This window comes from Streptomyces sp. NPDC085460, assembly GCF_044541975.1.
In the GTDB taxonomy this organism is placed as follows: Bacteria; Actinomycetota; Actinomycetes; order Streptomycetales; family Streptomycetaceae; genus Streptomyces.
Map to the genome: position 1 here is coordinate 445,103 of NZ_JBITTO010000004.1, position 13,146 is coordinate 458,248.

Genomic DNA, 13,146 nt, shown 5'->3' on the forward strand with positions numbered 1-13,146 from the left:
CTAGCCCTCCCTGGGGACGAGCCGGCAGCGGGCCGGGCCGGCCGCCTGGAGGGTGATCGCGGGGGCCACCGGCACCTCCTGGTCCACCGCCTCGAAGCCGTGGCGCTGGAGGATCATCGCGAGCGCGGTCACCGACTCCAGCATGGAGAAGTGCTGGCCGATGCAGGCCCGGGGCCCGCCGCCGAAGGGGAACCAGGCGTAGCGGGGCCGGGCCGCCTCCGCCTCGGGGGTGAAGCGGTCCGGGTCGAAGCGCTCGGCGTCCTCCCAGTAGGCGGGGTGCCGGTGGGTGACCCACGGGGCCACGATGACGTCGGCGCCGGCCGGGACGGCGACCCCGCCGACGGTCGTGGCGGCGACGGCCCTGCGGCCGATGACCGGCGCCGCCGGGAAGAGCCGCATCGCCTCCTTCAGGACCCGCGTCACGTACGGCAGCGCGTCCAGGTCGGCGGCGCCCGGGGCCCGGCCGGCGAGGACCCGGTCGACCTCCTCATGGGCGCGCCGCTGCGCCTCCGGGTGGCGGGCGAGGAGGTGGAGGGCGAAGCCGATCGAGGTGGCCGTGGTCTCGTGTCCGGCGAGCAGGAAGACGAGGACCTGCTCGCGCAGTTCGGTGGCGGAGAAGGCACCGTCCTCGGCGCTCTCGGCCGCCATGAGCAGGCTCAGCAGGTCGTCGCCCTCGGTGCCGGTCCTTCCGGTGGCCTTCCGCTCGGCGATGATCCGGTCGCACTCCTCGTAGAGGGCCCGGTGGAGGGCGGCGGCCTTGCGGTTGCCGGGGGTGGGCCACGCGCGGGGCACGGTGACCGGGGCGTAGCCGCGGCGGAGCACGTACGAGCCGACGCCGGGGAAGCAGCGCTCGACGACCTCGACGGCGGAGTCCACGTCGGTGCCGAAGAGGATGCGGGCGACGGCGCGCAGGGCGAGCCGGGTCGACTCGTGGAGGACGTCGACGGTGGTGGCGCCGGACTTCTCCCACTCGGCGGTGAGGGTGGCGACCTCGGTGGCGATGGCGTCGGCGTAGCCGTCGACGCGGCGCTTGGTGAAGAGCGGCTGGACGAGCCGGCGCTGGCGCAGGTAGTCGTCGTCCTGGCTGGTGAGCAGGCCGTTGCCGAAGGACTCGCGGACCTCCTGGTAGAAGGCGTTGTCCTTGCGGAAGTTGGCGGACTCGCCGGCGAGGACCTGCTGGACGCCCTCGGCGGAGAAGACGGCGTAGACGTGGGCGCGGACGCCGGGCGGGCCGGCGCTGATCCGGACGACGTCGCCGTGTTCGGCGCGCGCCCGCAGGAAGGTGCCGAGCGAGTCGTTCTTCAGGTCGAACATCGAGCCGATGACGGGCAGTCCGGTGAGGACGGGTGCTTCGGTTCCGGCTTGGGTTCCGGCTTCGGTTCCGGCTTCGGTCGCCATGTGGTTTCCCCCTTGATCGCGACGGCGTGGCGATTGTCCCGCAGGGAGGTGACCGGAGGGTAGCTTCCGTGTACGTGGCGTCCGGATCCGGTCCGCCGGCTTGGTCCGGGGGCGTTGTCGGTGGTGTCTGGGAGGCTGGCTCCATGGACGAGAACGAGGTGGACGGGCGCCCCCCGATGACCCTTCAGCTGACGATCGACTGCGCGGATCCGGCCCGCCTTGTGCCGTTCTGGGCGGAGGCCCTGCGGTACGTTCCGGAGCCGCCGCCCGAGGGGCACGCGACCTGGCGGGCGTACTGGGAGGCGATCGGGGTGCCGGAGGAGGAGCTGGGCGACGGGGCCGGGGACCTGCCGGAGTCGCTGGTCGACCCGGCGGGCGTCGGGCCCCGGGTGTGGTTCCAGCAGGTCCCGGAGCCGAAGACGGGGAAGAACCGCGTCCACCTGGACCTGAAGGTCGGCGGTGGACGCGGGGTGCCGCTCGCGGTGCGCCGGGAGCGGGTCGACGGGGAGGTGGCCCGGCTGACCGCGCTCGGCGCGACCGTGCTGTACACGATGGACGAGCCGGACGGGATGGACTACTACGCGGTGGTGCTCCAGGACCCGGAGGGGAACGAGTTCTGCGTGGTCTGACGGGCGGGGCGCGGGGTCAGCCGGCGTCGCGCGGGTCGAAGGAGCGGGTGTCGACGGTGAGCGGCTCGGGGAAGGCGGCAGCGACGGCGTCCCAGCGGGTGAACTTGAAGTTGGTTCCCTCGCGTTCGCCGTCCGCCGGGGTGGCCTCTCCGTCGTGGGTGACGAGGAGGCCCTTGGGGAAGGCCGCGCCGAGCGGCACGTTCACCACGGTGGCCCCGTCGGAGTGCTGCACCCCGTCGGTGGCGGGCCCGTCGGTGACGGCGAAGGAGCCGAGGTAGGCGTTGCCGCCCTCGCGGGCGTAGACGGCGTAGGTGTCGTCGCCCTGGCTGGAGGCGAGGACGTAGCCCGTTCCGTCGTCGCCGTGGTAGACGGTGACGCCCTCGGCGTCGGCGCTCAGGTGGTCGCCGCCGAAGCCGGGGTCGTGCGCGGTGTCGAGGACGCACTCCTCCTCGGCCGCGTCGTAGCTCCACGGGGTGCCGTACTCGCGGACGCGGTCGAGGAGTTCGGGCCGCTCGAACTCCTCGTCGTCGAGCTCGATCCGCCACAGGCCGACGGCCTCCTGGGCGGCGTAGAGGACGTGCTCCTCCTGGTCGACGGCCATGCCCTCCACCTGCGGCAGCTCGCCGGGGTCGGCGCACGGGCGCCAGGCGGTGCCGTCCGGCAGGGTGAAGGACCGGGGCAGGTCGAGGGTGTCCTCGGTGCGGTAGCCGACCCGGCCGCCGCGGTCCTCCAGTTCGAGCAGGCGCAGCCGGCTGCGCTCGCGCTGGGAGACGACGACGTAGGCGTCGTCGCCGTCGCGGTAGGCGGAGAGGCCGTAGGCGGTGGTCTGGTCGTCGACCTCGGCCTCGGTCGCGGCGAACACGGGCCGGACGTCGGCGGCGGTGACGTCCCTCAGCGGGGCGCGGCCGGCGGCGACGGCGGCCGGGTCGATGGCGTAGGCGCGGATCCGGTCGCGGCCCCGGTCGCTGACGACGGCGAGGTCGGTGCGGCGGCCGTTCAGCTCGAAGCCGTAGACGAGGTCGACGTTGTTGAAGCGGCCGGGTGCCGCGTCCTCGCCGGGGGCCTGCGGGGCGGCGATGTGCTGGAGGCGGCGGCCGTCGAGCCCGTGGACGTCGAGTCCGCCCTCCTTGAGGGTGCCGATGACGAGGCTGCGGCCGGGCCGCGCGGGGTCGACCCAGACGGCGGGGTCGTCCGCGTCGGCGTTGCCGCCGGCCTCGTCGTCGTACACGGCGGGCGTCTCGGCGCGGGCGGTGACGGAGACGGGGCCGGCGGCGGGAGGGGGCTGGGGGGTGGCGGGGACCGCGGCCACGACGCTGAAGGCGGCGGCCAGGGCGGTCAGAGCGGAGGCGCTCACGGTACTCCTCGGTAGCGGTCTCGGACGGGCCGAGACGCTACGGAGGCGGGATGGAGCGGCCCTTGCGGAGCCGTGAATTCCGAGCGGCGGTACCGCGCACGCGGTTAGCCTCCCCGGCATGGGCAGCGATATCGAGGGCGCGTTCGAGGTGCGGGGACCGGACGGGCGCTGGGCGGTACGCGACTGGCTGCCGGAGTGCGCGGCGGTGCGCGACCGGGAGGCGCGGGAGGTCCTGTGGGGGTACGGCGGCGCGCTCCAGGTGGACCGTCCGCTGTTCGACATGCGGGGCCTCCCGGCGGACGCCTCCGCGGGCATCCCCGACGACGAGATCAACCACAGCCACTCGTACGCGACCTGGGCCGAGGTCGCGGCCGTCGACTGGGACGCGCCGCTGAACGACCGCCCCGACGGCAACCACCTCGGGGTGTGGGTGCCGGGAGCGGACGGGGAGCCGGTCCTCGACCACGTGCGGTGGGCCCCGGTCGAGGTCCTCGACGCCTCGGAGGAGATCTTCGGCGAGGACCTGTTCCCGTACGAGTGGCCGGCCGGCGGCGAGGTCCCGTGGAAGGGGGCGGTCTACCGGCCGGTCGTGTACACGCCCCGGATGTTCGTCCCGCCGGACGGCGACCGCTGGGGCCCGGCCTGGGCGCTTATGCGCGACCTGGCGGCCGTCCACGGTGACGAGAACGTCCGCCTGATCGTCTGGTTCGGCTGAGGAGTACGTGCCGAGAGCCCGGAGGACTACTTGCCGAGAGCCCGGCCGATCACCATGCGCTGGATCTCGCTGGTGCCCTCGAAGATCGTGTAGATCGCGGCGTCGCGGTGCATGCGCTCGACGGGGTACTCGCGGGTGTAGCCGTTGCCGCCGAGGATCTGGATGGCCTGGGCCGTGACGCTCTTGGCGACCTCGCTCGCGTACAGCTTCGACATGGAGCCCTCGGCCTTCGTGAAGGGCTTGCCCGCGGTGGCCATCCAGGAGGCGCGCCAGACCAGCAGCCGGGCGGCGTCGATCTGGGTGGCCATGTCGGCGAGCTGGAAGGCGACGCCCTGGTTCTCGATGATGGGGCGGCCGAACTGGACGCGGGTCTTCGCGTAGTCGAGGGCGACCTCGTACGCGGCGCGCGCGGTGCCGACGGCCATGGCGCCGACCGCCGGGCGGGACGCCTCGAAGGTGGCCATGGCGGCGTTCTTGACCCTCTCCCCACCCGCCTTCGCCTTCTCCCGGGCGCGGGCGAGGCGCTCGTCCAGCTTGTCCTTGCCGCCGAGCAGGCAGGAGCCGGGGACGCGGACGTCCTCCAGGACGACCTCGGCGGTGTGGGAGGCGCGGATGCCGTGCTTCTGGAACTTCTGGCCCTGGGAGAGGCCGGGGGTGTGCGGCGGCACGATGAAGGAGGCGTGGCCCTTGGAGCCGAGCTCCGGGTCGACGACGGCGACGACGACGTGGACGTTGGCGATGCCGCCGTTGGTCGCCCAGGTCTTGGTGCCGTTGAGCACCCACTCGTCCTTGGCCTCGTCGTAGACGGCCCGGGTGCGCATGGAGGCGACGTCGGATCCCGCGTCGGGCTCGGAGGAGCAGAAGGCGGCGACCTTCACGTCGTTGGCGTCGCCGTACATCTGCGGGACCCAGGTGCCGATCTGCTCCTCGGTGCCGTTGGCGAGGACGCCGACGGCGGCGAGGCCGGTGCCGACGATGGAGAGCGCGATGCCGGCGTCGCCCCAGAAGAGCTCCTCCATGGTCATCGGGACGCCGAGGCCGGTCGGGTCGAAGAACTGCTGGGCGTAGAAGTCGAGCGAGTAGATCCCGAGCTTGGCGGCCTCCTGGATGATCGGCCAGGGGGTCTCCTCACGCTCGTCCCACTCGGCGGCGGCCGGCCGCATGACGTCCGCGGCGAAGCCGTGAAGCCAGTCACGGACTTCCTTCTGGTCGTCATTGAGCTCGAACGTGAACTCGGCCATGTTCCCTCCCAGCAGTACGTTACTTGCGGTAACACCAGTCTGTTACCGGCGGGTACGGCTGTCAACCTGCGGATCCTCCCCCGCGCACCGGATCGGGCGGTTCGGCACAGCATGCCGGTCGGGTGTTACGTTGCGACAGCCTCAGGTCATCGCACGGGCGGGGAGACACGCTTATGGACATCGCACACCGGACCACCGACCAGCAGAAGCCCGCCGAGCAGCGGCGGCGCGAACTGCTGGAGGCGGCGGACCGGGTGGTGCTCCGCGACGGCCCCAAGGCATCCATGAACGCGATCGCGGCCGAGGCCGGCATCACCAAGCCGATCCTCTACCGCCACTTCGGCGACAAGGGCGGCCTCTACCGCGCCCTCGCCACCCGCCACACCGACGCCCTCCTCGCCTCGCTGCGGGCCGCCCTCGACGCCCCCGCCGACCGGCGCCGCCGGGTCGAGTCCACCCTCGACACCTACCTCGCCTCCATCGAGGCGATGCCGCAGGTCTACCGCTTCCTGATGCACCCGGCCGAGGAGTCCCACCAGGCCGAGCAGGGCTTCGACGTCGGCCGCCACTCCGCCCCGCTGCTCCGCCGCATGGGCGAGGAGCTGGGCCAGGTCATCGCCGAGCGCGTCGACCTCGGACCGGCCGCCGAGGCCCAGGCCCGGATCTGGGGCCACGGCATCGTGGGCATGATGCACGCCGCCGGCGACTGGTGGCTCGGCGAGCGCCCCTGCTCCCGCGCCGAACTGGTCCACTCCCTCGCGGACCTCCTCTGGGGCCGCCTCGCCGAGGCGGACGACCGCGCGGACGGCCCGGGGTTCTGACGGATCTTCCGGCCGTACGCCCTCCGGTCCGGCGCGCCCACGGCCCCGGCCGGCGGTCGGGTCCGGCGCGCCCACGGCCCCGGCCGGCGGTCGGGGCGGGAGGGGGCACGGCCCTTGGCGGGGCGGTTCGCCGGTGGGCGGGCCGGGGGCGGGCGCTCGCCCTCGGAGCCGTACGCCAGAAGGCTTCCGTCACGCCTCCAGCGCGGTCGCGCCTCCGCCCCAGGGCTGCTTGCGGATGGCGCGGAGGAGGCGTGATCTGCGCCACCCCGTGACGCGCTCGGCGTAGACGCGGCCCTCCAGGTGATCCATCTCGTGGAGGAGACAGCGGGCGAAGAACCCGGTGCCCTCGACGCGGACCGGCGTGCCGTCCGCGCGCACCCCCTCCACCACCGCCCGGTCGTGGCGGGCCACCGGCGCCTCCAGGCCCGGCAGCGAGAGGCAGCCCTCCGGGCCCCGGTACTCGTCGCCGTCGGCCTCGACCAGGCGCGGGTTGACCACGTGCCCGAGGTGACGCACGTCCTCGTCGTCCGGGCAGTCGTAGACGAAGACCCGCAGCCCCACACCCACCTGGTTCGCGGCGAGACCCACGCCGTGCGCGGCGTACATCGTGGCGAACATCGACTCGACCAGCGCGTCGAGTTCGGGCCCGAACTCGGTGACGGGGGCGCAGGGGGTGTGCAGCACGGGGTCGCCGAGCAGGGTCATCGTCCGGGCGACGCCGGAGCTGCCGGGGATGGGGCGGTTTCGCATGGCGGCAAGCCTACGGTCCACCGTGACCTCCTCATTTCATACGGTCGGCCCGGTGCCGTGGTTCGGGCTCCTGGCCGGTTCTCGATAGGCTGAGCCCCGACCGACGCAAGGAGGATCAAGGACGATGTCAGGACACCCCGGTAATCCAGAGCCGCTGTCGCCTCGGGCCAAGCTGGCCGTGACCGCGGGCAAGGCAGCCGCCGCGGTGTCGCGGGCGGCCGGCCGTGGCAGCGGATCGGTGATCGGCGGCCGGGTGGCGCTCAAGCTCGACCCCGACCTGCTGGGACGGCTCGCGCAGCACCTGGACGTCGTCCTCGTGTCCGCCACCAACGGCAAGACCACCACGACCCGGCTGATCGCCGAGGCGCTCCGGGCCAGCGGCCCGGTGGTCTCCAACGCCCTCGGCGCCAACATGCCCGCGGGCATCACCTCCGCCCTCGCCGGCGGCGGCGACGCCCGGTTCGGCGTGATCGAGGTCGACGAGAAGTACCTCGCCGGTGTCGCCCGCGACACCACCCCCAAGGCGATCGCGCTGCTCAACCTCTCCCGCGACCAGCTCGACCGCGCCGCCGAGACGCGGATGCTCGCCGAGAAGTGGCGCGAGGGCCTCAACGGCTCCAAGGCCGTCGTCATCGCCAACGCCGACGACCCGCTGATCGTGTGGGCCGCCTCCTCCTCCCCCAACGTGGTGTGGGTCGCGGTCGGCCAGGAGTGGAAGGACGACGCCTGGTCGTGCCCCTCCTGCGGCGGTGTGCTCCAGCGCCCGGGCGACGACTGGTTCTGCGGCGAGTGCGGCTTCCGCCGCCCCGCCCCCAGCTGGGCGCTCAGCGGCGACCACGTGCTCGACCCGCACGGCTCCGCCTGGCCCATCCGGCTCCAGCTGCCCGGCCGCGCCAACAAGGCCAACGCCGCCACCTCGGCCGCCGTCGCCGCCGTCTTCGGCGTGCCGCCGCAGGTCGCCCTGGAGCGCATGTACCAGGTGCAGGCCGTGGCCGGCCGCTACGACGTCGTCTCCTTCCAGAACCGGCAGCTGCGGCTGCTGCTCGCCAAGAACCCGGCGGGCTGGCTGGAGACCTTCTCCCTGATCGACCCGCCGCCGACGCCGGTGATCCTCTCGGTGAACGCGCGCGGCGCCGACGGCACCGACACCTCCTGGCTGTGGGACGTCGACTACGGCCGGCTCGCCGGCCACCCGATCATGGTGATCGGCGACCGCCGGCTCGACCTCGCGGTCCGCCTGGAGGTCGCGGGCGTCGACTTCCGAGTCTGCGAGACGCTCGACGAGGCCGTCGCCATGGCCCCGCCCGGGCAGATCGAACTGATCGCCAACTACACCGCCTTCCAGGACGTTCGCCGCCGTGTCGGCAACTGACCCCGCCCCGACTCGCAGAAGGAGTGGCAGCATGAGTGACAGCAGCCTGCGTGTGGTCTGGGTCTACCCCGACCTGCTCAGCACCTACGGCGACCAGGGCAACGTGCTCGTCGTCGAGCGCCGCGCCCACCAGCGCGGCCTGGCCGTCGAGCGCGTCGACGTCCGCAGCGACCAGCCCGTCCCCACCTCCGGGGACATCTACCTGATCGGCGGCGGCGAGGACCGGCCGCAGCGGCTCGCGGCCGAGCGGCTGCGCCGCGACGGCGGCCTCTCCCGGGCCGCCTCCAACGGCGCGATCATCTTCTCGGTCTGCGCCGGCTACCAGATCCTGGGCCACGAGTTCATCAACGACCTCGGGGCGCGCGAGCCGGGCCTCGGCCTCCTCGACGTGACCACGGTCCGCGGCGAGGGCGCCCGCTGCGTCGGCGACGTGCTCGCCGACATCGACCCGCACCTGGGTCTCCCGCAGCTGACCGGCTTCGAGAACCACCAGGGCATCACCCACCTCGGCCCGACGGCCCGCCCCTTCGCCCGCACCGTCTTCGGCAACGGCAACGGCACCGGCGACGGCACCGAGGGCGCGTACAACGACACCGTCTTCGGCACCTACATGCACGGTCCCGTGATGGCCCGCAACCCGCAGATCGCGGACCTGCTGCTGAAGCTGGCCCTCGACGTCAACGCGCTGCCGCCGACCGACGACCGGTGGTACGAGGCGCTGCGCGCCGAGCGCATCGCGGCGGCCACGCAGCCCGCCTGAGACACGGTCACCAGCCCCGCGGAAGCGCACTTCTGAGCGGGCTAGCGCACATTGGATTCGTATGTAAATACGGTGTCCAATCTGCGGACATCCGGTTCGGCCCCGCCACTCGGCAACGATAGGGTGGCGGGGATCCAGCCGGACGACGTGGTCCGGGAGTCGGCCCACGTTGCAAAGGTTTTTGGGCTATGCGCATTGGTGTGCTCACCTCCGGCGGAGACTGCCCCGGTCTGAATGCCGTCATCCGGTCCGTCGTGCACCGGGCCGTCGTGGACCACGGGGACGAAGTCATCGGCTTCCTCGACGGGTGGAAGGGCCTCCTGGAGGCCGACTACCGGAAGCTCGACCTCGACGCGGTGGGCGGCATCCTCGCCCGCGGCGGCACCATCCTCGGCTCCTCCCGCGTCCAGCCCGCGCACCTCGTCGACGGGGTCGAGCGGGCCCGGGGCCACGTCGCCGACCTCGGCCTCGACGCGATCATCCCGATCGGCGGCGAGGGCACCCTCAAGGCGGCCAACCTCCTCTCCGAGGCCGGTCTCCCCATCGTCGGCGTCCCGAAGACGATCGACAACGACATCGCCTCGACCGACGTCACCTTCGGCTTCGACACCGCCGTCACCGTGGCGACCGAGGCCCTCGACCGGCTGAAGACCACCGCCGAGTCGCACCAGCGCGTCCTCGTCGTCGAGGTCATGGGCCGCCACACCGGCTGGATAGCCCTCCACTCGGGCATGGCCGCCGGCGCCCACGCCGTCGTCGTCCCGGAGCGCCCCTTCGACATCGACGAGCTGACCGCCCGGGTCGGCGCCCGCTTCGAGGACGGCAAGCGCTTCGCCATCGTCGTCGTCGCCGAGGGCGCCAAGCCGCGCGAGGGCTCCTCCATGGACTTCAAGACGGCCGGCACCGACATCTACGGCCACGAGCGGTTCACCGGCGTCGCCAACCAGCTCTCCGTCGAGCTGGAGCGCCGGCTCGGCAAGGAGGCCCGCCCGGTCATCCTCGGCCACGTCCAGCGCGGCGGCACGCCCACCGCGTACGACCGCGTCCTCGCCACCCGCTTCGGCTGGCACGCCGTCGAGGCCGCGCACCGCGGCGAGTTCGGCATGCTGACCTCGCTGCGCGGCACCGACATCGTGATGGTGCCGCTGGCGCAGGCCGTGGAGACGCTGAAGACGGTCCCCGAGGACCGCTACGCCGAGGCCGAGTGCGTGCTCTGAGCACCCCCGCGCACCCGGTGCGCCCGACACCCGCCCCCGGTCGCGAGCGCGACCGGGGGCGGTTCTAGTCTGGTGCGGACAACAAGCGCGAAACGGGCTCGGCGCGCAATGGGCTCCAGGAGACAAACGATGGATCACAGCGGGCACGGCATGACCACGGATCTGCCGCCGTTCACGCTGGGGCGGGGCCTGGAGTTCTCTCCCGACCTGTTCTTCCTGATCGGGTGCCTCGCCGCGCTCGGTCTGTACGGGTGGGGGGTCGCCCGGCTGCGGAAGCGCGGCGACGCCTGGCCGGTCGCCCGGACCGTGCTCTTCACCTCCGGCGTGCTGACCATCGCGCTCGTGATGTGCACCAAGCTGAACGACTACGGCATGGTCATGTTCAGCGTCCACATGGTGCAGCACATGGTGATCTCCATGGTCTCGCCGATCCTGCTGCTCCTGGGCGCGCCGGTCACGCTGGCGCTGCGCGCGCTGCCGGTCGCCGGACGCGACGCGTTCGGCCCGCGCGAGCTGCTGCTGAAGCTGCTGCACAGCCGGTACATGCGGGTCATCACGCACCCCGTGTTCACCATCAGCATGTTCATCGCGAGCCTCTACGGCCTGTACTTCACCTCGCTCTTCGACACCCTGATGGCGTCGAAGCCGGGGCACATCGGCATGATGGTCCACTTCCTCGCCGTGGGCCTGATCTTCTTCTGGCCGATCATGGGCGTCGACCCGGGCCCGCACCGGCCGGGGTACGTGATGCGGATGCTGGAACTCTTCGCGGGCATGCCGTTCCACGCCTTCTTCGGCATCGCGATGATGATGGCGAGCCAGCCCCTGGTGAAGGCGTACGAGAACCCGCCGGCCTCCCTCGGCATCGACGCGCTCGCCGACCAGAACGCCGCCGGCGGCATCGCCTGGGCCTTCAGCGAGATCCCCTCGGTGCTGGTGCTGATCGCGCTGGTCTACCAGTGGTACCACTCCGAGCAGCGGCAGGCGGTCCGCAAGGACCGGCAGGCCGACCGGGACGGCGACAAGGAGCTGGAGGAGTACAACGCGTACCTGGCCTCGCTCCAGGCGCGCCGCTGAGCCTTCCACGCCGGCATCCCACCCTCCACCCCTTCGGCCCCCGGGACCACGTGTCCCGGGGGTTTCGTGCTGTCGGACGTGCTTCGTGGTGTCCCCTCGCGCTGTGCTGCGTGCTGCCCGGCGCACGCCGGGGCGTCCGGGGAGTAGCGCGCGCCCCCTGTGGGGAGTCACGATGGCAGGGAGGCTTCCCGCGCCCCCGGGGCCGGGGCCCCGGTCGGGAGGAGGGCGGGCGGATGTCCGGTTCCACGAAGGCGATGACGATCGTCACCTGCGCCGTGCTGGTGCTGATCACCGCGTACACGGTGGCGCTCGGCAGCAGCGGATGGCTCTGGTTCGGCTGGATCGTGCTCGGTATCGCGACGATCGGCATGGCGGCGGCGGACAGCACCGGAGCCCCCGCCGCCCCGCGCGCGAGGCGCCCCGGGGGCTCCGGCCCGTCGCCGCGCTGAGCGGCGATGCGGTGCTTCCGGGCTTGGGGCCGGGCTTGGGGCCGGGCTTCGGGCCGGGCTTGGGGCCGGGCTTGGGGCCGGGCTTGGGGCCGGGCTTGGGGCCGGGCTTGGGGCCGGGCTCCGGGTCGGGCTTCGGGCCGGGCTTGGGGCTGGGCTCCGGGTCGGGCTTCGGGCCGGGCTTGGGGCTGGGCTTCGGGCCGGGCGCTTACTCGTTCCCCGGCCGCGCGGTGGTCAGCGCGGGGCGAGGACGATCCACACCTGGCCGGGGGCGAAGGCGAGCGGGCCGCCGTCGGGGGTGGTGAAGGAGGTGCCGCCGGCCGGGTCGGGGCGGGACCAGCCGGCCTCGTACGCCCGCCCGTCGCGCAGCACCGTGGCCGGGCCCGAGCCGGTGGTCTCGGTGTACGGGGAGACGGCGCCGGTGACGTCGCGGAAGTCGGACGGCCGGATGGTCACGCGCTGGATGACGACGGTGGCGGGGGTGAGCGGGCCGCTGTCGGTGCTGGTGGCGGCGCGGCCGTCGATGGCGACGCGCCAGCCGCGGTCAGCGGCGGACCAGGTGAAGGTGTACCGGGCGGCGGGGAAGCGGGCCGTCCGCGCGTCGGTCGGGGTGCCGCCGGCGGGCGCGGCGCCGAAGCGCAGTCCGATCGGGCGCGCGTCGGATGCGTCGGGCGCGGCGGCGAGGGCCCGCTCGGGGCGCAGGTAGAGGTTGTACGGGGCGGGGCGGTCCGGGGAGCGCCGGAACGCCCGGGGCGCGTCCGTCGGGGCGACGAGTTCGAGCGGCGCGGCTTCCAGCAGCGGGGTGAGCCTGGTCTGGGCGCCGGAGTAGGCGAGGGCGGGCCGGCCGAAGGGGCGCAGCAGGGAGATGTCGGACTCGCGGGCGCTGCGGACGGGGCCGACGCTGTCGGGGAGGCGGGAGGAGTAGACGGCGAGGAGGCGGGTGACACCGCCTTCGACCTGTTCGACGTAGACGAGGTCGGCGGCGCCGAGGCCGGTGTGGGGGCGGGCCGCGGCGGCGTTGTCTATCTTCACGGCGAGGACGGGGCCGGCGCGGGCGGGCAGGCCGGTGAAGGGCGAGACCTGGCGGGGGGCGGCGGTCGTGGTGGGCGCGCGCGTCGGCGGAGCCGTGGAGGGGGTTGTGGGTGTCGCCGTGGGTGTCGGTGTCGGCGTCGGCTCCGGCGGGCCCGAGCCGGAGCAGCCGTACAGTCCGGCCGCGGTCACCGCGCACAGCAGCGCCGTGAGCACGCGCCCGGGACGCCGGGGTCCGCGCGCGCCTGGCATGTCGGCCTCCCGGTGGGTCGGGACACTCCTCCCAGTGGACCACGGGCGGCCGGGGCGTTACAACGGGTCGAGACGGACGACGAAC

Annotated in this window: 13 protein-coding genes; 8 read left to right on the forward strand and 5 right to left on the reverse strand. The window is 73.4% G+C overall.

The genetic code is table 11. From position 1 onward, the window contains the following. Positions 1 to 1,398, reverse strand: a complete 1,398-nt coding sequence (locus ACIGHB_RS13080; RefSeq protein ID WP_399912452.1) for a cytochrome P450 — start codon at positions 1,396 to 1,398, stop codon at positions 1 to 3. Between the two features lie 143 nt (positions 1,399 to 1,541). Here ACIGHB_RS13080 and ACIGHB_RS13085 point away from each other — a divergent pair, with 143 nt between their 5' ends. After that, positions 1,542 to 2,027, forward strand: coding sequence for a VOC family protein (locus ACIGHB_RS13085; RefSeq protein WP_399912454.1), 486 nt, complete (start codon positions 1,542 to 1,544; stop codon positions 2,025 to 2,027). A 16-nt stretch (positions 2,028 to 2,043) separates the two neighbouring features. Here ACIGHB_RS13085 and ACIGHB_RS13090 read toward each other — a convergent pair whose 3' ends face one another. Then, entirely contained in the window at positions 2,044 to 3,381 is a 1,338-nt protein-coding gene (locus ACIGHB_RS13090; protein ID WP_399912457.1) for a phytase, read from the reverse strand. Positions 3,382 to 3,499: 118 nt separating this feature from the next. Between ACIGHB_RS13090 and ACIGHB_RS13095 the strand changes: the two genes are divergently transcribed. Then, positions 3,500 to 4,096 carry a hypothetical protein gene (locus ACIGHB_RS13095; protein WP_399912460.1) on the forward strand — a complete coding sequence of 199 codons (597 nt, stop codon included), beginning with the start codon at positions 3,500 to 3,502 and terminating at the stop codon, positions 4,094 to 4,096. A 26-nt stretch (positions 4,097 to 4,122) separates the two neighbouring features. Here the strand turns inward: ACIGHB_RS13095 and ACIGHB_RS13100 are convergent, their stop codons facing one another. Further along, entirely contained in the window at positions 4,123 to 5,337 is a 1,215-nt protein-coding gene (locus ACIGHB_RS13100) for an acyl-CoA dehydrogenase family protein (RefSeq protein WP_360310936.1), read from the reverse strand. A gap of 173 nt (positions 5,338 to 5,510) precedes the next feature. Here ACIGHB_RS13100 and ACIGHB_RS13105 point away from each other — a divergent pair, with 173 nt between their 5' ends. Then, positions 5,511 to 6,158: a TetR family transcriptional regulator gene (locus ACIGHB_RS13105; RefSeq protein ID WP_360310934.1), complete on the forward strand. Its 648-nt coding sequence runs from the start codon at positions 5,511 to 5,513 to the stop codon at positions 6,156 to 6,158. Between the two features lie 189 nt (positions 6,159 to 6,347). Here the strand turns inward: ACIGHB_RS13105 and def are convergent, their stop codons facing one another. Beyond that, positions 6,348 to 6,908 carry a peptide deformylase gene (gene def / locus ACIGHB_RS13110; protein WP_360310932.1) on the reverse strand — a complete coding sequence of 187 codons (561 nt, stop codon included), beginning with the start codon at positions 6,906 to 6,908 and terminating at the stop codon, positions 6,348 to 6,350. A 124-nt stretch (positions 6,909 to 7,032) separates the two neighbouring features. Between def and ACIGHB_RS13115 the strand changes: the two genes are divergently transcribed. From ACIGHB_RS13115 to ACIGHB_RS13135, 5 genes are all read left to right on the forward strand, one after another. After that, the gene (locus ACIGHB_RS13115) at positions 7,033 to 8,280 is read left to right on the forward strand and encodes a MurT ligase domain-containing protein (RefSeq protein WP_360310930.1); all 1,248 of its coding nucleotides are present in this window, start codon (positions 7,033 to 7,035) and stop codon (positions 8,278 to 8,280) included. A gap of 31 nt (positions 8,281 to 8,311) precedes the next feature. Then, positions 8,312 to 9,040 (forward strand): glutamine amidotransferase, encoded by a 729-nt coding sequence (locus ACIGHB_RS13120; protein ID WP_360310928.1) that lies wholly within the window; start codon positions 8,312 to 8,314, stop codon positions 9,038 to 9,040. Between the two features lie 188 nt (positions 9,041 to 9,228). Beyond that, the gene (locus ACIGHB_RS13125; protein ID WP_360310926.1) at positions 9,229 to 10,257 is read left to right on the forward strand and encodes a 6-phosphofructokinase; all 1,029 of its coding nucleotides are present in this window, start codon (positions 9,229 to 9,231) and stop codon (positions 10,255 to 10,257) included. A gap of 129 nt (positions 10,258 to 10,386) precedes the next feature. Beyond that, entirely contained in the window at positions 10,387 to 11,334 is a 948-nt protein-coding gene (locus tag ACIGHB_RS13130; protein ID WP_360310924.1) for a cytochrome c oxidase assembly protein, read from the forward strand. 233 nt (positions 11,335 to 11,567) lie between these two features. Then, positions 11,568 to 11,783 (forward strand): hypothetical protein, encoded by a 216-nt coding sequence (locus tag ACIGHB_RS13135; RefSeq protein WP_360311131.1) that lies wholly within the window; start codon positions 11,568 to 11,570, stop codon positions 11,781 to 11,783. Positions 11,784 to 12,014: 231 nt separating this feature from the next. Here the strand turns inward: ACIGHB_RS13135 and ACIGHB_RS13140 are convergent, their stop codons facing one another. After that, entirely contained in the window at positions 12,015 to 13,061 is a 1,047-nt protein-coding gene (locus tag ACIGHB_RS13140) for a DUF3048 domain-containing protein (RefSeq protein WP_399912467.1), read from the reverse strand. Between the last annotated feature and the right edge of the window lie 85 nt (positions 13,062 to 13,146).